Raw genomic sequence first — 23309 nt, forward strand, 5'->3', positions numbered from 1 at the left:
CCCTCTCCCGCAAGCGGGAGAGGGAGACGATCGGGCGCAATGGCTGAGGTGCCCGCAACGCGCTGCAACTGCGTGAATCAGTCAGGCCAGCGCCCAATCCCCTGCTGCGCCGCAGCGTCCGATCCCACGCTTGCGCCGCACCCAGCAAAACGAAAAAGGCCGGCTTGCGCCGGCCTTTCCCTGAACGACTCGGCGGAGCGGAACCGGAACCGGCTTAAGCCAATCCCAAATCCGAATCCCCGATCCCGGCCTCAATCGGCCAGGTTGCGCCCGTGGTACAGCTCCTCGATCTCCCGCCGCAGGCGCGCTTCGATCTTCATGCGCTCCTTGAACGAGAGGTTCTTGGCCTTCTCCTCGAACAGGTAGGTGTCGAGGTCGAATTCCTTCAGGTGCATCTTCGTGTGGAAGATATTTTCCTGGTAGACGTTGACGTCGAGCATCTCGTAGCGCGACTTCACGTTCTTGGCCAGGTAATCCTGGATCGAGTTGATCTTGTGATCGATGTAGTGCTTGCGGCCCTTGATGTCGCGGGTGAAGCCACGGACGCGGTAGTCCATGATCACGATGTCCGACTCGAGGCTTTCGATCAGGTAATTCAAGGCCTTGAGCGGCGAAATCACCCCGCAGGTGGCCACGTCGATATCGGCGCGGAAGGTCGCGATGCCGCTGTCCGGGTGGGTTTCCGGATAGGTATGGACGGTGATGTGCGACTTGTCCATGTGCGCCACGACGGCGTCGGAAATGACGTCCTTGCCGGCCGCCTTCTTGTCGATCACCGGCTCTTCCGAGATCAGGATCGTCACCGACGCGCCCTGGGGGTCGTAATCCTGGCGGGCGATATTGAGGATATTCGCGCCGATGATCTCCGCCACATCCGTCAGGATCTGGGTGAGGCGGTCGGCGTTGTAAGCCTCGTCGATGTATTCGATATACCGACGGCGCTCGTCTTCTGAGGCCGCGAAGCAAACATCGTAAATATTGAACGAGAGGGCCTTGGTGAGGTTGTTGAAACCTTGCAACCGCAGGCGCGGCAACGGCTTGACCACTGTAGGAAGATTCCAGTCGGACGGCGAGGGCCGCGATTATGAGGCAAACAGCCCCGGGGGGAAACGCATGGTGTTTTTGGGCTTCGTTGGTGACAAAAGCGTGACCGTCGCTGAACTTCCATCATCGCTCTGTATCGAAGTCCGAGTTTCAACGTCAGGATTTGCTTCCACAGGCCGTATCGCCCTAAGCTCGGTCGACTGCCAAAGCCGAATCCCAATGTCCGCCAACCCGGTAGCTCCCTTGACTGCTCTGCGCCGAACCAACAGCCCGTTGCTGCCGGATGGCGCAACGATCGAACGCTTCCTGGCCCATTGCCACCGTCGTCGTTACCCGTCCCGCACGGACGTGTTCCGCCCCGGCGACCCGGCCAGCACGCTCTATTATGTCGTCTCCGGCTCGGTAAGCATCATTACCGAGGAAGAAGACGGCCGCGAACTGGTCCTGGGCTATTTCGGCCCCGGCGAGTTCGTGGGCGAACTCGGCCTATTCATAGAAAGCGACCACCGCGAAGTCATCCTTCGCACCCGCGCCACCTGCGAGCTGGCCGAAATCGGTCATGAACGCCTGTACGACCTGCTGCTGACCCGGCTGTCGCTGGACGCGCCCAAGCTGCTGTATGCGATCGGCGCGCAGATTTCCCGGCGCCTGCTCGACACCAGCCGCAAGGCCGGCCGTCTGGCCTTCCTCGATGTGACCGACCGCATCGTGCGCGCTCTGCACGATCTGGCCAAGGAACCCGAGGCCATGAGCCATCCGCAGGGCACTCAGCTGCGGGTATCGCGTCAGGAGCTTTCGCGCCTGGTCGGCTGCTCGCGTGAAATGGCCGGTCGCGTGCTCAAGAAGCTCCAGGCCGACGGCAAGCTGCACGCCCGCGGCAAGACCGTCGTCCTCTACGGGACCCGCTAAGCCCCGATGGGACGCATCGCCCCGTCCGTCCAGACCGCACCCTCGGTGCGGCTGGCGGAGTTGGGCGACGCCAGCGACGTGGCCGACCTGCTCGGCCATCTCGGCTATCCGTGCACCCGCGACGAAGCCTTCGAGCGGATCATCACCCTGCAGGACGATGCGCGGCATTACCTGCTGCTGGCCGAAATCGACGGCCACGCCTGCGGCCTGATCGCCAGCCAAACCCGCTATTCGCTGACCCACGGCACCGACCTGACCCGGATCACCGCCTTGGTGGTCGCGCCGTCGTGTCACCGCCAGGGCATCGGCCGGCAACTGCTGCGCGAAGTCGAGCGCCGCGCGCGCCGCGACGGGGTCAGCCGGATCGAGGTCACCAGCAACGTTCGCCGCCTCGACGCGCACGAGTTCTACCGACGCTGCGGCTATTCGGACGGGTCGCTGAAGTTCGTGAAGACGCTGGGCGACTGAGCCCGCGTCTACTCCAAGCCTCCTGCGCTGCGCCCCGAATCCCCTGTAGGAGCGGCGCGAGCCGCGACCGCGCCAATTCGACCATTGCGAACGTTGCCCGCAGAACGGACAACGGACGTTGCCGCGCCTGCACGAAGTGTGCATCGGCTGCCGATTGGCCGGATCGCGGCTTGCGCCGCGCTTACAGTGGCTGCGGGCGGCCTGCGCTGGGTGCGGGCGGCGCCAAATCGCTTCGGCTTCGTGTAGGAGCGGCGCGAGCCGCGACCGCGCCAATTCGACTATTGCGAATTCCGCCCGCAGAGCGGACGACGGGCGGTGCCGCGCTTGAGCGAGGTGCATCGGCTGCCGATTGGCCGGGTCGCGGCTTGCGCCGCTCCTACACGGGCTGCGGGCGGCTCTGCGCCGGGTGCGACGGCGCCAGATCGACTCGGCTCCGTGTAGGAGCGGCGCGATCGGGTAGGTGATGTTTGGGCTACCGGGTCGAGCGCCTGTCAGGCGCGGTCAGGCGCGGTCAAGCCGACCCCACCGCATCCCCGCCCCGCCCCGGGCATCCCCAGTTGAGGATCGGGGTGCCGGCCGGCAGCACCCGGCGGAACATCTCGACCCGCTTGCGCTTGGGATTGACCACCACCGGCTTGAGCGCGGCGTGCAGCAGCGGCAGGTCGGCGCTGCTGTCGGAATAGGCGATCTCGACCGGCGCGGTGAAGCCGGCGTCGCGCAGCATCGTCATCTTCATGTACGAGTGGCAATGGCGACGGGCACCCAGCGCGCCCAGACGCGGGCCGACCAGGGTGCCGACCACCGGCACGTCCTCGTGGGCGACGAAGCTCAGGATCGCGCGCGCCAGTTCCGGCGGCGCGCCGGTCGCGATCACCACCCGGTCGCCCTGCTGGCGGTGGTGATGCAGCACGTCCAGCGCGATCGGCAGCAGCCGCGCGCGGATCTGTTCGGTATGCAGGCTGACATAGCGATCGATCATCTTGTCGAGCGCGCCGGCACGATGCACGCCGACCGTACCGACCCAGACGAAGGCGGAAATGCCGACCCGGCGGGTCTTCAGCCACGCCACCATCGGCCCGGCCACCGGCGCGATCAGCAGCGCCAGCGCCATCCGCCACCACGAGCGCTTGATCAGCCAGGCGAACAGATGGCTGCCCGAATCGCCGTCGTACAAGGTGTGGTCGAAGTCGAACACGATCAGCGGCGCATCTGCGCGCACCGCGCGGAAACGCGGCGCGGCGACTTCGGCCGGGCGGACCTCGCTCACGCCGCGAACAGGCGCTGCAGCGCCGCGCCCGGGTCGCGTTCGCGCATGAAGCTCTCGCCAACGAGGAAGGTTTCTATGCCGGCGCCGCGCATGCGGGCGACGTCGCCGGCCGTGGCGATGCCGCTCTCGGTCACCAGGGTGCGATCGCGCGGCACCGCCTCGCGCAGCGCGATCGAGGTATCCAGCGACACCTCGAAGGTGCGCAGATTGCGGTTATTGACCCCGATCAGCTCGCAGTCGGTCTGCAGCGCGCGTTCGAGCTCGTCGATGTCGTGGACCTCGACCAGCACATCCATGCCCAATTCCATCGCCAGCCCGGCCATCTCGATCATCGCGCCGTCTTCGAGCGCGGCGACGATCAACAAGATCGCGTCGGCGCCGATCGTGCGCGCCTCGTAGATCTGGTACGGGTCGATGGTGAAGTCCTTGCGCAGCACCGGCAGCGTGCAGGCTTCGCGCGCTTCGGCCAGGTAAGCGTTGCTGCCCTGGAAGAAATCCACGTCGGTCAGCACCGACAGGCAGGCCGCGCCGCCGGCCTGGTAGCTGCGCGCGATCTCGCCGGGCTTGAAGTCGGCGCGGATCAGGCCCTTGGACGGGCTGGCCTTCTTGACCTCGGCGATCACCGCCGCTTCGCCGGCAGCGTGCTTGCGCTTGATCGCGTCGACGAAACCGCGCGCGCGCGGCTGCGAGGCGGCGCGCGCGCGCAGGTCGGCCAGGGAGCGCACGCGGCTGCGTTGTTCGATTTCCTCGACCTTGCGGGCCAGGATCGTGCGCAAGACATCCGTCATCGGTTACTCCACTTCGCGGGTCGGTTCGCCTGCGAGGGGCAGGCCGGGGCGCCATTGTCCCAGTTGCAGCCGATCGAGCAAGGCGACGACGGCATCGCGGGCGTCGGAATTGTGAATCGGCATCACCAGCACATCGCCGGGCACGGCCCATTCCAGCAATTCGGCTGCGGCGCGGGCCTCGTCAAGGCAGACCTGGATCGCCGCCTCGGGCACGCCGCGTTCGAGCAGCTCGCCGCGCAGGATCGCCGCGACCTCGCCCGACGCGCGCCCGCGCATGAAACTTTCGATGTCCTTGAGCACCACCCGGTCCGGCCGGAACGAGGCCGCGACCGCGGCCAGCGCGCGGATATCGGCGTCCTCGCGGTTGCCGGCCTGACCTAGCACCAGGCCCAGCCGGCCGTGGCCGCGCGCGGCGACCTCGAGCAGGCCACGGAGGCCGTCGGGGTTGTGGGCGTAGTCCAGGTAGACCTCGCTGTCGCCCAGGCGCCAGCGCTGCAGGCGGCCGGGGTTGTCGCCGGGCTGCGAGCCGAAACTCGCCAGGACCTCGGCGATCTGCGCCGGGGCGACGCCCAGGCCGACCGCGGCCAGGGCCGCGCCGGCCAGATTGGCGACGTTGTAGCGGGCGCGGCCGGCGAAGCTCAGCGGCATGTCCGCGACCGCGCCGAGGTCGTGGCGCTGGCCGGCGTAGTCCAGTTGCAGACGGCCGGCCTCGTCGACGCCGCAGGTCGCGCCGCCGTCGGCGCGATGCATCGCCAGCAGCGGGTGGCTGTCGTCCAGGGCGAACCAGCCGATCCGGCGTGACAGCGACGGGCCTTGCCGGGCCAGCAGGCTGTCGTCGGCGTTGAGCACCAGCAGGCCGTCGTCGCCCAGGGCGCGCGCGACGGTCAGCTTGACCTGGGCCAGGTCTTCCAGCGAATGGATGCCGTATTCGCCGAAATGGTCCGGGCTGATGTTGGTGACCAGGGCGACGCGCGCGTCGCGCGGGGTCACGCCGCGGCGCAGGATGCCGCCGCGCGCGGTTTCAAGGATCGCCGCCTGCACGCTCGGCTGACGCAGCAGGGTGCGCGCGCCGACCGGACCGGAGTAATCGCCGCTGTCGACCCGTTCGCGATCGACGAACAAGCCGTCGGTGCTGCTGTAGGCGGTCGACCAGCCGTGCCGGCGCGCCATCGCCGCGAGCAGGCGCACGCTGGTGGTCTTGCCGTTGGAACCGGTGACCACCGCGGTCGGGATCGCGTGCAACTGCGACCACGGCACTTCCGACGGCGGCGGCAGCGCGTCGATCGGCCAGACCCGGCTGCCGATGCCTTCGCCGATCGACAATGCATCGTCGTCGCTGTGCGCCGGCAGGCCGCGCGCGCGCGCCTGCTCGAGCAATTCGATCAGGGCTGGATTCGCCTCGGCGCGGGCCAGCGCGCGCAAGGTGGCGAGCGCGCTGGCGCGATCCCAGTACGCGGCGTGACCGGGCGCGTGCGGCGGCAACACGTCCTGGGCGATCGGCCCGGCCGCGGCGGTCCAGGCCCATTCGGCGACTTCGGTCGCGGCGTACAACTGATCGATCGGCGCGACGAAGGCCAGCGAGGCGCCGCTGGCGTGCACGCGCACCACGATCGGACCTTCCGGCCAATCCAGCGCATCGCGCACGTCGGCGATGTTGCGTCGCCAACTCGCCAGCGCAGCCGGATCCAGACGCGCGTCGCCGCGCGTCTCCAGCGCGGCGCCGGGGCCGTCGAAGTACAGGTTGCTGCCGGTCAGCCGGCGCGAGTCCTCGAATGCGAACGCGTACTCGGGCGGCGGCGCGGCGGTGGCCTGCTGGGAGGTTTCCTGCTCAGGTATGGACACGTACTCAGTCGCTCTCTTCGCGTTCGAAGCGCAACCCGCGTTCGTCGCGCACCACGCCTTCCATCGCCGCGAACGCGGCTTCGTCCAGCGTCGGTTCCAGCGGCGGCAGTTCGGCGCGCTGCGCCACCGCCGCGACCACGCCCTCGGGCTGGAAGTGGATGATCTGCTTCCACGAGCGCGCCAGCGCATCGGCGAACACCAGCACCAGATCGCCGGCCTGGCCCATGCGCAGCGCGGCGTCGACCGCCTGCTGCTCGTCGGGAATGATCGAGATCGACGCTTCGGCCACGCCGAGCGCCAGCAGTTTCTTGGCGATGATCCGCGGCACCTCGTCGCCGTCGCGGCCACGCAGCGAGTCGTCGCGGCGGCAGATGTAATGATCGAAGCGGCCGGCGACCGCTTCGGCGATCGCGTGCAGGTCTTCGTCGCGGCGGTCGCCGGGACCGGCCAGGACCACGATGCGCCGGCCCGGCACGTCCAGTCGTTGGGCGAGGTCCGACATCACGCTGACCGCGTGGGCGTTGTGGCCGTAGTCCATCACCACCTTGAACGGATGTTCGTTGTAGACGTTCATCCGGCCCGGGGCCTGGAAGAAGGTCGTGTCGAACGTGCGCAGGCCGTGGCGGATCGCGTCGAGCTTGATCCCCAGCGAGAACGCCATCGCCGCGGCGACCATCGCGTTCTGCACGTTGTGCAGCGCGCGGCCTTCCATCGTCGCCGGGATCAGATGCGTCCATAGCAGCGGGATGTGGCTGCCCTTGTCGTACAAGGTGATCATGTGGCCGTTGATGCCGGCCTCGAGCGCGCAGGCGCGGCCGCCGGCGCGGATGTGCTCGCGCACCAGCGCGTGCGAGGGGTTCATGGTGACGTAGCAGATCACCTTGGCGTCGGTGTAGGCCGACATCTTCAGCACGTGCGGATCGTCGGCGTTGAGCACCGCGCAATCGGTGGCCACTTCGACCACCACCCGTTTGATCTCGGCGAGTTGTTCGAGCGTGTCGATGCCCTTAAGGCCGAGGTGATCGGACTGGATGTTGAGGACCGCACCGACGTTGACCTCGGACACGCCCATGCCGGCGCGCAGCAGGCCGCCGCGCGCGGTTTCCAGCACCGCCATGTCGACGTGCGGGTCCGACAGCACCATGCGCGCGGACACCGGGCCGGTCATGTCGCCCTCTACGGTGCGTTGTCCGTCGATGTAGACGCCGTCGGTGGTGGTCAGGCCCGGGGTGTAGCCGCCCATCTTGGTGATGTGGGCGAGCATGCGCGCGGTGGTGGTCTTGCCGTTGGTGCCGGTGATCGCGGCGATCGGCACGCGCGTGGGCGCGCCGGGCGCGAACAGCATGTCGATGACCGGACCCGCGGCATCGCGCGGCGTGCCTTCGCTCGGCGCGACGTGCATGCGGAAACCGGGCGCGGCATTGATTTCGCAGATGCCGCCGCCGATGTTCTTGTAGCTCTCGGCGATGTTGGGCGAAATGAAATCCACGCCGCCCACGTCCAGGCCGATCGCGAGCACCGCGCGCACCGCCATGTCGCGGTTGTCGGGATGGATGATGTCGGTGACGTCGGTCGCGGTGCCGCCGGTGGACAGGTTGGCGGTGGAGCGCAGGTAGACGATTTCGCCGGGCTTCGGGATCGACGCGGCGGTGTAGCCGACCCGCTCCATCATCAATTCGGCCTGCGAATCCAGCTCCAGGCGGGTGAGCACCTTCTCGTGGCCGACGCCGCGACGCGGGTCCTGATTCACCAGTTCGACCAGCTCGGCGATGCTGCGCAAGCCGTCGCCGACCACGTGGCCGGGTGTGCGCTTGGTCGCGGCGATCAGTTCGCCGTTGATCACCAGCAGGCGATGATCGTCGCCGCCGACGAAGGTCTCGACGATCACCGAACGCGAGTGCTCGCGCGCGGCCTCGAAACCGGCGCGCACGTCCTCGTCGCTGGAAATATCGATGGTGATGCCGCGGCCGTGGTTGCCGTTGTACGGCTTGGTCACGACCGAGCCGCCGAGCTTCTTCGCCGCGCGGATCGCGCCGCTGGAATCGCTGACCAACTCCTGCCGCGGCACCGGCAAGCCGAGCGAGGCGAGGATCTTGTTGGTCTCTTCCTTATCGCTGGCCAACTCCACCGCGATATGCGACGTCCGCCCCGTCACCGTGGCCTGGATGCGCTGCTGATACTTGCCATGCCCGAACTGGATCAGCGACTGGGTGTTGAGCCGCAGCCACGGAATATTGCGTTCCTCGGCCGCGCGCACCAGCGAAGCGGTCGACGGCCCGAGCGCGCGGCGCTGGGCGTAGCGGATGAAGCCGTCGCGCGCGCTTTCCCATTCGAAGTCCGCCGGCACGCTGCCGGCCGGGCGAATCTCCTCGGGCAGCAGCGAACACAGCAGCTTGATGCCGAGTTCGCCCGCGGCGATGCCTTCCTCGCGCTGTGCGTATTCGTACACCACCGAGTACACGCCGGGGCGGTCGTCGCTGACGCTGCGGGTCTTGCCGAAGGTGACGTTTTCGCCGGCGACGTTTTGCAATTCGATCGCGACGTGTTCGAGCACATGGCCGAGCCAGGTGCCTTCGTCCTCGCGCATGCGGCGGACGAAACCGCCGGGTTCGCGGTAGGAGCAGCCGTGTTCGGCCAATCCGGGCAAGGCTTCGACCAGTCCGTCGATGAAGGCCGATCCGAGACGCGCGGTCGGCCAGGCTTCCAGTGCCTGTAGGTCTAACTCCAGGCGTATGACCGGAAAGTGCGCATACAACGAAGGGCCGACATAAACGGAGCGATCGAGAATGCGCATGCAGGAACCTCAGTTCATGGTGATTTGGGTCGAGTGGGTTTAAGTCGCGGGAGTTGAATGGACGGATTTGAGCGGAACAGATTTAGCCGGACGGATGTAAGCGGAACGTATGCAAGACCGTCGGACTCAAGCGACATGCGCTCAAGTCACGCCGATTGCGTCATCCCGACTTCGATACGGCCAGCGAACCCGCCGATGCCTTGCGGGTATTGAGATTGAACGTAGCGCCTTTGGTCAGGATGTGCACGCCCAGGCCGAGCAGACAGACCGGTTCGTCCTCGCCGACCATGTGCATCGAGGAGAACTGCAGGCCGTCGGCGTCGACCACGGTGACCGAGCCGCTGCCTTCGACCTCGATAGTGTTGTCCGGGCCGATGAAGGCCGCGGTGTCCTCGTCCAGGCCGATGCCGATCGCGAACGGGTTGTAGGCCAGCGCCGCGACCAAGCGGCCGAGACGGTCGCGCTGGCGGAAATGCTGGTCGATCACCACCCGATTGGTCAGGCCCAGGCCCGGCGCCAGCCGCACGCTGTCGGCGCGCGGCGAGGAGCCTTCGGTGCCGAACGCGATCATGTGCTCGCTGAGGATGCTCGCGCCCGCGCTGGTGCCGCCGACGGCCACGCCGCGTGCGTTCTGCGCGCGGATCGCCTGCGCAATCGGCGTGCCACCGAGCATGGTGGAGATGCGCAATTGGTTACCGCCGGTGAAGAAAATGCCGCTGGCCTGTTCGATCCGCTGGATCCGGTTGGGCTCGAAACAATCGCGGCGGGTGTCGAAATCCATCGATTCGACCCGGCTGGCGCCGAGGTCGGAGAACAGTTTTTCGTAGCGGTCGCCGGTGTCGGGCATGCGGCTGGCGGTGGGAATCACCACGATGTCGGCGCCGTCGCCGCCGCACAGATCGAGGAACCGCTGCAGAATCTTCGCTCCGTGTTCCTTGTCTTCCGCACCACCTATCGGAACGATCCAGCCCCGCTCTTCACCGTCGGGGATTCTGCTTGGCGACATCCGTACGTACTCACTCTTGGTCGGGCTGGCTGCGCGCGAGGCGCAGCGAAAGCGGCTGGCCGCTGCGTGGGGCCGGCGGCGAACAATGATTCAGCGGTGGACCGGGCCGATCCGACCGGGTGGGGTCGCGAACGGATCGGTATCAGATCTCAAAATTACCACGCCGCAGCACTACGCCGTCGCGAAGATGCGCGCGGCCGGCGATGAACACATCGTGCGCGGCGCCGTTTTCGTCCAGCGCGACCAGGTCGGCGTCGGCGTTGGCGGCGATCAGGCCCTTGCCGGGCAGGCGCAGCAGACGGGCCGGATTGAGGGTGAAGGCCGGCAGCGCGCGCTCCAGTTCGACCCCGCGCGCCAGCACCGCGTTCAGGCATTCGAGCAAGGCGCCCGACTCGCCCACGCCCATGCCGCACATCCGCCCGTGCTCGTCGAAACAGGCCAGACAGCCGCCGGCATCGGAGCTGACGCTGATCCGTTCGGCCGGCGCGCCGCTGTCGAGGTACTGGATCAACGCATCCTGCGCGGTCCAGGCGTCCTCGCCTTCTTCGACCGGGAACGCGGTCAGGTCGATATGGCAACCGCGCCGCGCCAGCTCGAGGGCTTCGGCGAACAGAGCCTTGCGCCGGTTGACGTGGGTCGGGTTGAACACCCGCGCCGGCAGTTCGCTGCTATCGAGCGCCTGGCGCACCAGTTCCAGCCCGCGCGGGCCATCGCCCAGGTGCAGATGGACAATGCCGGCCTTGCCAGTCATCAGGCCGGCGACATGCGCCTCGGACGCGAGCTTGAGCAGTTCGTCCAAGGTCGGCTGGCTGGAGCGGTGATCGCTGATCGCCACCTCGCCCACGCCGATGAGGGGTTCGATGAACACCACATCGCCGCGCACGCTGCCCGTCAGGGTGGTCGGCGGCAGGTGATAGCCGCCGCTGTAGCCCCAGGCGTTGAGGCCTTCCTCGCGCAGGGCGTAAATGTTGGCGACCAGCTCGCGGGTGCCGCGCGCGAGGTCGTCGGTGCCGAGCAGACCGACCACGCTGGTCACGCCGGCGCGGGTGTAGCGCGACAGCATCGGCGCCGGCACGCGGGTGCGGAAACCCGCCTCGCCGCCACCGCCGGTGACGTGGACGTGGCCGTCGATCAGGCCCGGGATCAGGCGCCGGCCCTGCAGGTCGATGGTCTCGACCGGCAGCGAGGACGGCAGCTGCGGCGGGTCGATGCCCATCCACAGGATCTTGCCGCCGCCGAGCAGCAGGTTCTGCCGGCCGAGCGCCTGCGGCGCGTAGACATCGGCGTTGAGGATCAGGCGCAGCGCGGGTTCGTCGGTCGGGCCTGCGGACATCGTCGGATCACTCATGGCGGCGGCCGGGTTCGGCATCGCTGGATTGTGCCGTGTCGGCGTGAGCCGCGTCGCGGCGCCAGCCATAGGCGCGTTCGACCCGGGTGACGCGCAATTCGAACTGCGCGTACCACTCCTTACGGCCGCGCTCGCGGATCGCGGTGTGCTCGAAGTTGCGCTTCCAGGCCAGGATCGAGGCTTCGTCGGCCCAGTAGCTCACGGTGATGCCGAAGCCGTCCTCGCCGCGGGTCGACTCCACGCCCAGATAACCGGCCTGCTGCGCGGCCAGTTCGACCATGCGCTGCGCGGCTTCGCCGTAGGCGGCGTCGCCAGTTTCGGTGCGCTGGGAGCTGAAGATCACCGCGTAGTACGGAGGCTTGGGGAGGGTTGCGAAGCTGGCTGGCATGGCTGGCTCGGGGGTTGGGGCGGTTGGGACAGGCAGTTAGGAGCTGAAACGCTAAAAGCTAAAAGCGAATCCCCCCTGCCCCCTTTTACAAAGGGGGGAAAAGCATGGGGTTCGGGAAGACCCGTGTGGCGTGACGCGGCGGCGTGACCTGACCCGACTTGACCTGATCAGACGCATCGCATCGCATCTCGGCGTGAGCTTGCACGCATCGCCTTGAATCGCACATGCAACAAGTCGCACCTCCCGATCGCTTCGTCCGCATTCCCCCCTTTGCAAAAGGGGGGTTAGGGGGGATTCGCTTTTGCTTTTGCTTTGGCCTTTGCCTCAAGCCACAACCCAACCACCATCACCCCGCCGCCAACCGCTGCGTCAACGCAACGAACTCATCCAGCTTCGCCCGCGCCGCACCGGACGCCAGCGCCTCGCGCGCGCGCTCGATGCCCTCAGCGATGCTCTCGACCACCCCCGCCGCATACAACGCCGCACCCGAATTCAAGGCCACGATCTCACGCGGCAAGCCTTCGCGATTTTCCAGCGCCTGCAGCAACAACACCTTCGATTCATCGGCATCGTTGACCCGCAGATTGCGGCTGGCCGCCATCGCGATGCCGAAATCCTCCGGATGCACTTCGTACTCGCGCACCACACCGTCGCGCAATTCGCCGACCAGCGAACCGGCGCCGAGCGAGAGCTCGTCCATGCCGTCGCGGCCCCACACCACCAGCGCGCGCTGCGCGCCGAGTTCCTGCAGCACGCGCACCTGGATACCGACCAGGTCGGGATGGAACACGCCCATCAGGATGCTCGGCGCGTCGGCCGGATTGGTCAGCGGGCCGAGGATATTGAACAAGGTGCGCACGCCCATCTCGCGCCGTACCGGCGCGACCACCTTCATCGCCGGATGATGCACCGGCGCGAACATGAAGCCGATCCCGGCCTGCTCGATGCACTGGCCGACCTGCTCGGGTTGCAGCTCGATCGCCGCGCCCAGCGCTTCGAGCACATCGGCGCTGCCGGACTTCGACGACACGCTGCGATTGCCGTGCTTGGCGACCTTGGCACCGGCCGCGGCGACCACGAACATGCTCGCGGTGGAGATGTTGAAGGTATGCGCGCCATCGCCGCCGGTGCCGACGATATCGACCAGATGGGTGCGATCGGCGACATGCACGGGCCGCGCGAATTCGCGCAACACCGTGGCCGCGCCGGCGATCTCGCCGATGGTTTCCTTCTTGACCCGCAAGCCGGTGAGGATCGCCGCGGTCATGGTCGGCGAAACTTCGCCGCGCATGATCGTGCGCATCAACTCGACCATTTCGTCGTGGAAGATTTCTCGGTGCTCGATGGTGCGTTGCAGGGCTTCTTGAGGGGTCATCGGCCTACTCGGGATTCGGGATTGGGGATTTGGGATTCGCCAAAGCCGTCAACGCTGCAGGAAATTCCGCAGCAGGGCATGCCCGTGCTCGGTCTTGATCGACTCGGGATGGAACTGCACGCCCTCGACCGGATGCTCGCGATGGCGCAGGCCCATGATCTCTTCGAAACGGCCGTCCTCGTATTCGGTCCAGGCGGTGATTTCCAGGCTGTCGGGCAGGCTGTCGCGCGAGACCACCAGCGAGTGATAGCGCGTGGCTTCGTACGCGTCCGGCAAGCCGGCGAACACGCCGCGGCCTTCGTGGCGGATGTGCGAAGTCTTACCGTGCATGATGTGCTTGGCGCGGATCACTTCGCCGCCGTAGGCCTGGCCCAGGCTCTGATGGCCGAGGCAGACGCCGAAGATCGGCGTGTTCGGGCCGAGCCGGCGGATCACTTCGAGCGATACGCCGGCGTTATCGGGCGTGCTCGGGCCGGGCGAAATCACGATGCGCTCGGGCGCGAGTTTTTCGATCTCGTCCACCGACAACTCGTCGTTGCGGATCACCTGGACCTCGGCGCCCAACGACTGCAGGTACTGCACGATGTTGTAGGTAAAGCTGTCGTAGTTGTCGATCATCAAAACGGACATGACGCGCCTCGAATGCGGGTGGTGCGTGGAGTGCCTGGACGACGCACGTCGCCGGGTGTCGGTCCCGGCATCGTGCCTGCGAAGGATTGCGCCGATTGCGACGCTGCCGTGGCGCGGCGAACCGGACCCCGCCCTCGCCTGCCGGACGCAGCCGCCAGCCCGCCATTATCGCGGTTGCGAACGGGCCGGGGCAGTGACTGGGGGCGGGAATTGCCGGGATGGGCCGATAGACCCGGATCGGGCGAGATCAGATCAGATGACGTCGGATCGGATGAAGCCAGATCCGGCCGGAGCAGTACGGTTGCAATCGGATCGGGCGCTCCCGCGACGGGAAGGCGCCGGCGGCGCTCAGCGGCCGCGGGAGTGGAACGATTGGGCGGGGTCACGCAGGCATTCCTCGGAAGACGACGGCACGGAGACGGAGGCGGCACGCCACCATCGCCAGCCCTGGCCGGCCTTCGGGGAATTGTGCGGGATCGCGCGGAGCTTCATGGGCCTACTGTAACTGCTGGATCGGGGTTTGTGCGACCGCGGGCGCTGTGATGGCCGCCCTACATCAACGGCCGGCGCAGTCCCGTTTCCAACTGTAGGAGCTGCGCAAGCTGCGACCGCGCCGTTGCGACCACGACGACGGTTGGACGCCGCGACGATCGCTCACGTCGTGTTGCGCCGGTTATCGGTAATTCGCGGTCGCGGCTTGCGCCGCTCCTGCAGTCGGGCCTCGAAGCGGATGGCTACTCCGTTACCGCCGCCAAGGTCACCCGCACCCGCAACCCAGGATGATTGTCGAGCAATGCGATATGCCCGCCATGCCGATGCAGGATCGCCCGCACCAGGCTCATGCCCAGGCCGGTGCCCGGCGAGCCGCGATGGGTTTCCAGGCGCTGGAACCGATCGAATACCCGCGCCCGATCCTCGGCTGGAATGCCCGGGCCGCGATCGTCGACCTGCAGCACGATCGCCTGCCGTTCGCGCTGCAGGCCCAATCGCACCTCGGTGTCGGCCGGCGCGTACTTGACCGCGTTGTCGAGCAGATTGACCAGCATCTGGAACAACTGGTCGGCGTCGCCGCGCACCCGCGCGCCACCCGGCGAAGGCAGTTCGGTGGTCAGGGCGATACCGCGCTCGGCGGCGATCGGCGTGTACAACTCGGCCGCATCGCGAACCAAGTCGGCCAAGTCCAACTCGGGTTCGTCGTGCACCGGCGGCTGCGCCTCGATCCGCGCCAAACGCAACAGCGCGCCGAACGAATGCAGCAATTGATCGGTCTCGCCGATCGCCGCGTCCAGGCGCGCGCCGGCGTCGGCGTCCTGCTCGCGCTGACGCGCTTCCTCCAGCCGATTACGCAGCCGGGTCAGCGGCGTGCGCAGGTCGTGGGCGATGTGATCGGTGGCGTGGCGCACGCCGCCGAGCAGTTCCTCGATCCGGTCGAGCATGGCGTTGAAGCGGCGCGCGAGCCGGTCGAACGCGTCGTCGCTGCCGTCCAGGCGCGCGCGCAGGCCGAGTTCGCCGCCGCCGACGCGTTCGGCGGTGTTGTCCAGATGGCGCAGCCGGCGCGACACCCAACGCGAGGTCATCCAGCCGATCAACGCGCCCAGGCTCGCCGCGACCAGCAGCGCCGCCAATGCCGTGCGCAGCATCAGGCCGAGAAAGCGGTCCTGGCTGCGGGTGCGGGTGCCGGTCAACAAGGTGGTGCCGTCGGGCAGGCGAAGCAGTTGCGCGACCACGCGCAGATCGCCGTCGCTGCCGTGTTCGGTGAATTCGATCCAGTGCGCGCCGTGGCGATGGCTCGGCACCGGCGTGTTGCCGGCGACCACGCGGCCGTCGGGCGCGGTCAGCGCGTACACCGCATCGGGGTCGTCGTCGGAAGCGATACGGTCGCGCAGCTCGGCCAGCAGCGCGGCGCCGCCGTCGTCTTGGTACATCTCGACCAGCCCGGCCGCGTCGACCTTGACCAGTTCGCGCGCGTCCTGGATCAGCATCGCCGACACCGCGTAATGCACGCCGATGCCGAGCAACACGAACGCGAACAGGAACGACGCGGTGACCGCCAACGCCAGACGCGCGCTGGTCGAGCGCGGCATCAGGCGCATGCGCGGCGCTCGCTTGCGTTGATGCGCGCGCGGTTCACGCGCCCAACCGGTAACCGGCGCCGCGCACGGTGTGCAGCAACGGCCGCGGATAGCCCTGGTCGATCTTCTGCCGCAGGCGGCTGATGTGCACGTCGATGACGTTGGTCTGCGGATCGAAGTGATAGTCCCAGACCGCTTCGAGCAGCATGGTCCGGGTGACCACGCGTTCGGCCTGACGCATCAAGTATTCGAGCAGGCGGAATTCGCGCGGTTGCAGTTCGATGCGCTTGTCGCCGCGGCGCGCTTCGCGGCTGAGCAGGTCGAGTTCGAGATCGGCCACGCGCAGCCGCGTCGGTTCGCTGCCGCCGGCGCTGCCGCGGCGCAGGATGCTGTCCAGGCGCGCGCTCAGTTCGGCGTAGGCGAACGGCTTGACCAGGTAATCGTCGGCGCCGGCGCGCAAGCCTTCGACCCGATGGTCGACTTCGCCCAGCGCGGTCAGCAGCAGCACCGGTGTGCGATTGCCTGCGCCGCGCAGAGTCTGCAGCAGCACCAAGCCGTCGAGCGCCGGCAGCATGCGGTCGAGCACGATCGCGTCGAAGCTTTCGGTGGTGGCCAGGAACAGCCCGTCGCGGCCGTTGTCGGCGTGATCGACGGTGTGGCCGTCTTCGCGCAGGCCCTTGGCGATGAAGTTGGCGGTGTGGGGATCGTCTTCGACGAGCAGGACGCGCATGCCGACTCCGGGATCGCGACGGTGCATGAGGGGAAGGACGCCGACAGGATACCGCGCTGGCCGGGAACCACGGCGATGGCCGGTGCCGGGCCGCGACGGTCGTCGCGCCGGGGGAAAATCGCCCGCCGGACGGACCGGCGGGACCAGCCGAACACACTGGCGGAAGCGGAACATACCAACGAAAGCACGGGATCACACGAACGTTCGACCGTCGTCGCGGTCGCTTCAATAAAGACACCCCGCCGGCTCGCGCCGGCGGGGTGTCGGGGACCCACGCCGACGATGCGTGGGGCTCGGGGGAGCAGGCTCGCGAAGGATCAGTTCGAGGCAGGCGCCGCCGCTTCGGCGGCCGGCGCGGCCTTGGCCGACTTCTTGGCCTTGTGATGCTTGTGCTTGACGGTCTTGGCGGCCGGCGCGGCGGTGCCGGCGGTGCTCGCCGGCGCGGCGGCGAACGCGGAACCGGCGAACGCGGTCAGGGCGACGGCAATCAGGGCGTTGCGGACGTTCATGTGAGGCTCCAGGGGATTCGGGGGGTGGGAGGTTTGTCCGGTGGGGTGGGCCCCATCGCGAAGCCAGATTGCGCCCCGACGCTTCGCCTCGAGCTTTCCGCTGGATGAACTATTTTTAATGTGGCGGGGCGATTGCGTTGAGCTGATCGCTACGACATCCGACCGACGTCACACCTTCATTGGCGCGGTCGCGGCTTGCGCCGCTCCTACAGTCGCCATCCCGATTCTCGACGCAACTCACGGTCGCCCCTGTAGGAGCGGCGCGAGCCGCAACGGCGAATTGGCGGCAACCAGCGCGACACGACGTGAGCGATCATGGCGACTGCCAGCCAAGATCGCAGTCGCAATGACGCGTTCGCGGCTTACGCCATTCCTACCTGATGGCACGCGTGCGGTGGGGTTGCTGCAGCAGCGTCGGAATCTCGCCGGGCAGCAGCAACACGGTGCGCGCGCCCTCCTCCCCATACTCCCGTCACGATTGGGGCCGGGCGATGCCCGGCCCCAATCGTGCGCCTGTCCGAATGGGTCAGTAGATCTCGAACGGCGCCGAAGTGATCACGTACCAACGACCGCTTTGCGTGTCGACGATGGCGCGATCGGTACGTCCGTCGCCGTCGTAGTCGCCCAGAGCGAGCTCGGAATCGGCGTTCATCTGCGGCCATTGCCAGCCCCAGGGGACGACCTCCTGACCGCTGCTGGAAATCACATACCAACTGGAGAGGATGCGATCGACGATCGCCCGGTCGGTCTTGCCATCGCCGTCGTAATCGCCCAGCGCCAAATCGTGTTGCGAACCGTACCCGTCCCAGTGCCAGCCCCAGGGGAACGGATCGACGCCACTGCTGGCGATCGTGTACCAGGAACTGTTGGCCGGGTCGGCCAGGGTCCGATCGGTCTTGCCATCACCGTCGTAGTCGCCGAGGGCCAAAGGTGCCGCAGTGGCCATCTGGTTCCACTGCCACCCCCAGGGCACCACGGTCTGGCCGCTGCTGGAGATCACATACCAACGGGACGTGGCCCGATCGACGATCGCCCGATCAGTCTTGCCGTCGCCGTCGTAGTCGCCCAGCGCCAGCTCCTCCTGCGCGTTCATGCCGGCCCATTGCCAACCCCAGGCAATCGGACTGCTGCCGCTGCTGGCGATGACGTACCAAGACGAGGTCCCACGATCGACGATCGCCCGATCGGTCTTGCCGTCGCCGTCGTAGTCACCCAGCACCAGCTCATGTTGCGAACCCATGCCGGCCCATTGCCAGCCCCAGGCGATCGGACTGCTGCCGCTGCTGGCGATGACGTACCAAGACGAGTTCCCGCGATCGACGATCGCCCGATCGGTCTTGCCGTCGCCGTCGTAATCGCCCAGGGCCAGGTCGCGGTTCGTGCTCATCGCATTCCATTGCCAGCCCCAGGGGATCGCGTTCCAGACCTCGCCCTTGGGGTTGATCACGCTGCCGTACATATCCCAACGCCCCCAGCAGTACGGTGAATGGGTCGATACCGTGCAATCGCCATTGTCGTAGCTGGGGTGCAGATCGTAGGGAGCGCCATAGACCACCAGCGCGCGCCCGTCGATGAGTTGCCCACCGACCGTGCCGCTGACGCCTGGATTGTGGGTCCAGTCGGGAAAGCAGGCCGCATCGCAGAGCGTCTCGGGTTGATCCCAGTTCACGCCGTTCTGCGAATACCTGCGCGCCAGATACGAGGTCTGATCGTGGCCATTGCCGATATAGAACATGACGTACTTGTCGAGTTCAGGGTCGTACTTGACGTCCACACTGGGTTGGTTGTGCACGTCGATCTGCGTACCCGCGGGCCAGGCGGTCGGATTCGTGGTGGCGCTGGTGAAAAGCCGGTTGCATGGCGTATTGGCGCACGTGGTGTCGTCGGTATACCAGCTGACCAATTGACCGTTACGGACAACAACGGATTGTTGGCCCGCACCGTACCAGCCCGATGCGTCCGGCTTGGGCACGGCGGGACCGATGATGATCTTGGGGTTGGGGGCGTTGGCCACCCAGGTGTGATCGGTGGTCCACTTGCTGTAGGGACCGCCGACATTCGTGGCGCGCGCCACGAACATCACGGTCTGGGTGTGGAGCTTATTGCCGGAATAAAACAGGTAGTAGTACGGCTGACTGTCGCCCGGCGCCTGGTATTTCACCACCGACGGATCGCAGGTGGCGCGCTCGTTGACACTGTCGGTGGCGGTCAACACGACGACGGGCGCCGACCAGCGCCGTCCGTCCGGCGAAGTCGAATAGCGGATATCGTCCCAGCCGCCGTTGCCGAAGCTGCAATAGAACATATGGAACACGCCGTTCTCGACCACGATCGAGGGCGCATACGCATAATAGTTGTTGTTGTCGTCGCTGGAATCGATGAGCTTGTCGACGAACCGATAGGTCGCGGTCGTGTTCGTCATCGACGCAGCGCCCAATGGCGCCATCGATCCGGCGCCCGCGGGGGCGGAACGCGGGCTTGCGGATGCCGACGGCGCCGTCTGCGCGCGAGCGGATGACGATTCGCCGCCACTGGTGGTGTAAGCCGCGGCGGCCGCGGCCGCCGCGGCGACAACCAGCAAGCCCACTAGTGCATGCGCTTTCATCGATAAGCCTCCTGTCCTTGGATCAGCCATGTCGACCGATACTTTGCCAGTCGCCGGCTTCCGCTTCCATTGGCAAATTATGCGCCGCCAGACCAAGGTTCTGGCACTCAGGGCCACGTCGCGGAACCGCTGTCGGACCATGGTCGCGGCTCACGCCGCTCCTGCGCCAAAGCACGCGAACGGGCGCGCCGCGTAGCGGCAACGCCCTTGCGACACGCGGTTACAGCCCCCGTGCCGCCTCGGCCACGGCGCGGAACAACGCGCGGCCCTTGCTCATCGTCTCTTCCCACTCCTTCTGCGGGTCGGAGTCGTAGACGATGCCGGCGCCGGCCTGCACGTGCAGGCGGCCGTCCTGGATCACCGCGGTGCGGATCGCGATCGCGGTGTCGGCGTCGCCGTGCCAGCCGATGTAGCCGACCGCGCCGGAATACACGTTGCGCTTGACCGGTTCGAATTCGCGGATGACTTCCAGCGCGCGGATCTTCGGCGCGCCGCTGACGGTGCCGGCCGGAAACGTCGCGCGCAGCACGTCGGCGTAGCTCATGTCCGGCTTCAACTGACCGGTGACTTCGCTGACGATGTGCATGACGTGGCTGTAGCGTTCGATGCCGAACTGTTCGCCGACTTCGACCGTGCCCGGCAACGACACGCGGCCGACATCGTTGCGGCCCAGGTCGATCAGCATCAGGTGCTCGGCGCGTTCCTTCGGATCGGCCAGCAGCTCGATTTCCAGCGCGTTGTCTTCCTCGACCGTCTTGCCACGCGGACGGGTGCCGGCGATCGGTCGCACCGTCACTTCGCCGTCCTGCAGGCGCACCAGGATTTCCGGCGAGGAGCCGACCACTTGGGTGCCGCCGACATCGAGGAAATACATGTACGGCGACGGGTTCAACGCGCGCAGCGCGCGGTACACGTCGACCGGGCGCGCTTTGAACGGCACGCTGAGCCGCTGCGACAGCACCACCTGGAAAATATCGCCGGCGCGGATCAGTTCCTTGGCTTTCTCGACCGCGTCTATGAAGCCTTCGCGGGTGAAACCGGAAACGAAATCGCCTTCGTCCAGACCGGCCGGATCCAAGGTTTCCGGATAGCCGGCGCCGCCGATGCGCAGTCGATGAACCAGCTGATCGAGCCGGCGATTGGCGCGCGCGTAGGCCTGCGGCTCGCGCGGGTCGGCGTGCACGATCAGGTACAGCCGGCCCTTGAGGTTGTCGAACACCGCCAGCTCTTCGCTCTGCATCAGCAGGATGTCGGGCGTGCCCAGTTCGTCGGGCTTGTAGCTGCCGTCGGGCTGCGGACCGGCCAGGCGCGGCTCGATGTACTGGATGCATTCGAAGCCGAACCAGCCGACCAGGCCGCCGGCGAAACCCGGCAGGCCGTCGATCTTGGGCACGCGGTATTCGGTGCGCAGGCGCTCGACTTCGGCGAAGGGGTCTTCGACCTGACGGCTGTCGACCAGTTCGCCGTGTTCGGACACGAACAGGGTGTGGCCGGCGAACGCGTACACGCGCTGCGCGGGCAGGCCGATGATCGAATAACGGCCGAAACGTTCGCCGCCCTCGACCGATTCGAACAGATAGGTGTGCGGGCCGTCGGCGAGCTTGAGATAGACCGACAGCGGCGTGTCGAGGTCGGACAGCACCTCGCGCACGACGGGAATACGGGTATAGCCGTTAGCGGCCTGTTGCTGGAAGAGTTCGTGCGAGATCACGCGGCGGTTCCTTCATGGACGAGTGGGCAGGAGCGACGATGGCTTGCAGCCACCATCGCCAACCCACGTCGGCGCAAAAGGAATGCGGGTTCGCCCAGGCTTTCATGGCGCTCACTGTAACTGCTTCGCCGACCGTGCGCGACGGTCCGGGGCCTATCTGTCGGACTCGGTCGCGAGCGCGCCCGGCAACGCCTGCGCGGCCGTCGCCGACAGCAGCGGGCAGTCCGCGGGCAGGTGCATGCGCAGCCGCGCCGGCACGCAGTCGATGCGGAAGTGATGCGCGTGGACCGGTTCGCCGTCGAGGTTGAGGGTCAGCCCTTGCGGCGAATCGATTTCGACGTATTTCAGTTGCGCGCGCGCGGCGACGCGGTCGAGCGCGGCGTGCTTGCCTTCGGTCAGCAGGGTGCGCACGGTCGCGCCGACTTCGCCCGACAACTCCGGAACCACGGTCACGTCGAGCAGGCCGTCGTCGATCAGCGCATCCGGGCACAGCGCCTGGCCACCGCCGGCCTGCTTGCCGTTGCCGATGCCCAGGGCGATGAAGTCGCCTTCCCACTCGAAGCCGTCGCCGTGCAGGCGCGCGCGCATCGGCTCGATCTTGCCGAGCTTGGAAATGCCGGTGACCAGGTAGGCCAGTCCGCCCAGCATCTTCTTCAAGCCCGCATCGGTCTCGATCGTCACCTGGGTGCCGAACCCGCCGCTGGCCAGATTGGCGGCCCAGTGCAGCCCGTCGGGCGCTTCCAGCCGGATCAGGTCGATCGGCCGCGGCGCCTGGCGGTCGATCAGGTCCAGCGCCTGGGCCGGATCGGTCGGGATCAGCGCGGCGCTGGCGAAATCGTTGGCGGTGCCGAGCGGAACCAGCCCCAGCGACGGCAGCACGTCGGCCGATTCGTCGCGATGCGCGAGCGTGGTCGCGACCTCGCTGAGGGTGCCGTCGCCGCCGGCGGCGATGATGGTGGCGACGCCGTCGGCGATCGCCTCGGACACGTAGCGTTCGGCGTCGCCGCTTTCCCAGGTGACCCGCACATCGAGGACGATGCCGCGATCGCGCATGGCGACGACGGCGTCGCGCAGGGCATCGTCGCCGGCGGACTTGCCGTTGAGGATCAATCGCCAGCGGGGTTTGGGCATGGGGTCGGGGGTCCGTGGAGGAGTCGCGAGGCTAGCAGCGCCGCGCGCAGGGCAAGTGAATTGCGGATATCGCCAAGTGTGTCACACACCTGTCATCGTTCATCCGGAACATAAGAGGCCATATCAGGGACGACGGGCGGAGGCTGGATTGCCTCCAAATATTCCAGACGCGGGCCGAAAGGCCCGCGTTTTTTATTGGGGTGGCGCCGGTTCTGCGGGCCCATGCACGCTGCCCGTGCTCTCAGCTCACGCTAGGCGATGAAATCTCCGGCGCCGGCCCCAAGCCGCAACTCCGCTTGGCCCGTCACTCGTTACCGCTCGTCCATTGGTCTGTCTCTGGCTCAACCTAAGCCTTCGCCTTGAGCATGAAGTCGCGCAGTTCATCCAGCGCTGCGAAGTCGCGAACTCGCATTGGCAAAGGAACACCCGAAGGGCGGCGCACATGGATGTGCGCCGTGCGCCACCGAGACAGGATGTCTCGTGNACGCGCAGGCACTTGATTCAAAGAAAAGCGTTTTTCTTTGGTTACCTTTCTTTTGTCGCTTTTGACATAAAGAAAGTAACTCGGCCGCTTGCGGACGAAAGCTGTTGACCTTGCCTTTGGCTTCAAAGCTTTCAAAGCTTTCAATGCTCTAAAAGCTCTAAAAGCTCTAAAAGCTCTAAAAGCTCTAAAAGCTCTAAAAGCTCTAAAA

Annotated in this window: 18 protein-coding genes; 2 read left to right on the forward strand and 16 right to left on the reverse strand. The window is 67.0% G+C overall.

Annotation, left to right across the window (positions count from 1 at the left end; translation table 11 throughout):
- Positions 1–251 precede the first annotated feature (251 nt).
- A complete protein-coding gene (speD, locus tag ASD86_RS01135) occupies positions 252–1046 on the reverse strand; it encodes an adenosylmethionine decarboxylase (RefSeq protein ID WP_036104904.1) in 795 nt (264 codons plus the stop codon).
- Positions 1047–1263: 217 nt separating this feature from the next.
- Between speD and crp the strand changes: the two genes are divergently transcribed.
- Entirely contained in the window at positions 1264–1953 is a 690-nt protein-coding gene (crp, locus tag ASD86_RS01140) for a cAMP-activated global transcriptional regulator CRP (protein ID WP_082124483.1), read from the forward strand.
- Positions 1954–1959: 6 nt separating this feature from the next.
- Positions 1960–2421, forward strand: a complete 462-nt coding sequence (locus ASD86_RS01145; RefSeq protein WP_082577955.1) for a global regulator CLP-associated N-acetyltransferase — start codon at positions 1960–1962, stop codon at positions 2419–2421.
- Positions 2422–2932: 511 nt separating this feature from the next.
- Here ASD86_RS01145 and ASD86_RS01150 read toward each other — a convergent pair.
- The 15 genes from ASD86_RS01150 to yegS form a co-directional block, all read right to left on the reverse strand.
- Positions 2933–3688, reverse strand: a complete 756-nt coding sequence (locus ASD86_RS01150) for a haloacid dehalogenase-like hydrolase (protein ID WP_056106014.1) — start codon at positions 3686–3688, stop codon at positions 2933–2935.
- On the reverse strand, positions 3685–4476 hold the full coding sequence (gene trpC, locus ASD86_RS01155; RefSeq protein ID WP_056106016.1) for an indole-3-glycerol phosphate synthase TrpC: 792 nt from the start codon (positions 4474–4476) through the stop codon (positions 3685–3687). The genes ASD86_RS01150 and trpC overlap by 4 nt, the downstream gene beginning before the upstream one ends.
- 3 nt (positions 4477–4479) lie before the next feature.
- Positions 4480–6318: a Mur ligase family protein gene (locus ASD86_RS01160; protein ID WP_235567627.1), complete on the reverse strand. Its 1839-nt coding sequence runs from the start codon at positions 6316–6318 to the stop codon at positions 4480–4482.
- A gap of 4 nt (positions 6319–6322) precedes the next feature.
- On the reverse strand, positions 6323–9112 hold the full coding sequence (cphA, locus tag ASD86_RS01165) for a cyanophycin synthetase (protein WP_056106018.1): 2790 nt from the start codon (positions 9110–9112) through the stop codon (positions 6323–6325).
- 160 nt (positions 9113–9272) lie between these two features.
- Entirely contained in the window at positions 9273–10118 is an 846-nt protein-coding gene (locus tag ASD86_RS01170; RefSeq protein ID WP_056106019.1) for a cyanophycinase, read from the reverse strand.
- A 142-nt stretch (positions 10119–10260) separates the two neighbouring features.
- Positions 10261–11451, reverse strand: coding sequence for a beta-aspartyl-peptidase (gene iadA, locus ASD86_RS01175; RefSeq protein WP_056107009.1), 1191 nt, complete (start codon positions 11449–11451; stop codon positions 10261–10263).
- Between the two features lie 7 nt (positions 11452–11458).
- Positions 11459–11854 (reverse strand): antibiotic biosynthesis monooxygenase, encoded by a 396-nt coding sequence (locus ASD86_RS01180; protein WP_157475974.1) that lies wholly within the window; start codon positions 11852–11854, stop codon positions 11459–11461.
- Positions 11855–12200: 346 nt separating this feature from the next.
- On the reverse strand, positions 12201–13229 hold the full coding sequence (trpD, locus tag ASD86_RS01185) for an anthranilate phosphoribosyltransferase (protein WP_056106021.1): 1029 nt from the start codon (positions 13227–13229) through the stop codon (positions 12201–12203).
- A gap of 48 nt (positions 13230–13277) precedes the next feature.
- Positions 13278–13859 (reverse strand): aminodeoxychorismate/anthranilate synthase component II, encoded by a 582-nt coding sequence (locus tag ASD86_RS01190; protein WP_056106023.1) that lies wholly within the window; start codon positions 13857–13859, stop codon positions 13278–13280.
- 734 nt (positions 13860–14593) lie between these two features.
- The gene (locus ASD86_RS01195) at positions 14594–15952 is read right to left on the reverse strand and encodes a HAMP domain-containing sensor histidine kinase (RefSeq protein ID WP_056106025.1); all 1359 of its coding nucleotides are present in this window, start codon (positions 15950–15952) and stop codon (positions 14594–14596) included.
- Positions 15953–15986: 34 nt separating this feature from the next.
- Positions 15987–16661, reverse strand: coding sequence for a response regulator transcription factor (locus tag ASD86_RS01200; protein ID WP_056107011.1), 675 nt, complete (start codon positions 16659–16661; stop codon positions 15987–15989).
- A 317-nt stretch (positions 16662–16978) separates the two neighbouring features.
- Positions 16979–17170: a hypothetical protein gene (locus tag ASD86_RS01205; RefSeq protein ID WP_056106027.1), complete on the reverse strand. Its 192-nt coding sequence runs from the start codon at positions 17168–17170 to the stop codon at positions 16979–16981.
- 526 nt (positions 17171–17696) lie between these two features.
- Positions 17697–19592 carry an FG-GAP-like repeat-containing protein gene (locus ASD86_RS01210; RefSeq protein WP_162253588.1) on the reverse strand — a complete coding sequence of 632 codons (1896 nt, stop codon included), beginning with the start codon at positions 19590–19592 and terminating at the stop codon, positions 17697–17699.
- A gap of 403 nt (positions 19593–19995) precedes the next feature.
- Positions 19996–21486 (reverse strand): anthranilate synthase component I, encoded by a 1491-nt coding sequence (gene trpE / locus ASD86_RS01215; RefSeq protein WP_056106031.1) that lies wholly within the window; start codon positions 21484–21486, stop codon positions 19996–19998.
- A gap of 153 nt (positions 21487–21639) precedes the next feature.
- Positions 21640–22617: a lipid kinase YegS gene (gene yegS, locus ASD86_RS01220; RefSeq protein WP_056106033.1), complete on the reverse strand. Its 978-nt coding sequence runs from the start codon at positions 22615–22617 to the stop codon at positions 21640–21642.
- Positions 22618–23309 lie beyond the last annotated feature (692 nt).

The organism is Lysobacter sp. Root690, assembly GCF_001427785.1.
Lineage (GTDB): Bacteria > Pseudomonadota > Gammaproteobacteria > Xanthomonadales > Xanthomonadaceae > Lysobacter.

Excerpts from the sequence above, each read along its gene's own strand:
- ASD86_RS01200 (WP_056107011.1), bottom strand. The coding sequence starts at position 16,661 with ATGCGCGTCCTGCTCGTCGAAGACGATCCCCACACCGCCAACTTCATC.
- ASD86_RS01210 (WP_162253588.1), bottom strand. The coding sequence starts at position 19,592 with ATGACGAACACGACCGCGACCTATCGGTTCGTCGACAAGCTCATCGAT.
- ASD86_RS01205 (WP_056106027.1), bottom strand. The coding sequence starts at position 17,170 with ATGAACGTCCGCAACGCCCTGATTGCCGTCGCCCTGACCGCGTTCGCC.
- cphA (WP_056106018.1), bottom strand. The coding sequence starts at position 9,112 with ATGCGCATTCTCGATCGCTCCGTTTATGTCGGCCCTTCGTTGTATGCG.
- trpC (WP_056106016.1), bottom strand. The coding sequence starts at position 4,476 with ATGACGGATGTCTTGCGCACGATCCTGGCCCGCAAGGTCGAGGAAATC.
- ASD86_RS01180 (WP_157475974.1), bottom strand. The coding sequence starts at position 11,854 with ATGCCAGCCAGCTTCGCAACCCTCCCCAAGCCTCCGTACTACGCGGTG.
- ASD86_RS01195 (WP_056106025.1), bottom strand. The coding sequence starts at position 15,952 with ATGCGCCTGATGCCGCGCTCGACCAGCGCGCGTCTGGCGTTGGCGGTC.
- ASD86_RS01190 (WP_056106023.1), bottom strand. The coding sequence starts at position 13,859 with ATGTCCGTTTTGATGATCGACAACTACGACAGCTTTACCTACAACATC.
- yegS (WP_056106033.1), bottom strand. The coding sequence starts at position 22,617 with ATGCCCAAACCCCGCTGGCGATTGATCCTCAACGGCAAGTCCGCCGGC.
- trpD (WP_056106021.1), bottom strand. The coding sequence starts at position 13,229 with ATGACCCCTCAAGAAGCCCTGCAACGCACCATCGAGCACCGAGAAATC.
- crp (WP_082124483.1), top strand. The coding sequence starts at position 1,264 with ATGTCCGCCAACCCGGTAGCTCCCTTGACTGCTCTGCGCCGAACCAAC.
- ASD86_RS01170 (WP_056106019.1), bottom strand. The coding sequence starts at position 10,118 with ATGTCGCCAAGCAGAATCCCCGACGGTGAAGAGCGGGGCTGGATCGTT.
- ASD86_RS01145 (WP_082577955.1), top strand. The coding sequence starts at position 1,960 with ATGGGACGCATCGCCCCGTCCGTCCAGACCGCACCCTCGGTGCGGCTG.
- iadA (WP_056107009.1), bottom strand. The coding sequence starts at position 11,451 with ATGTCCGCAGGCCCGACCGACGAACCCGCGCTGCGCCTGATCCTCAAC.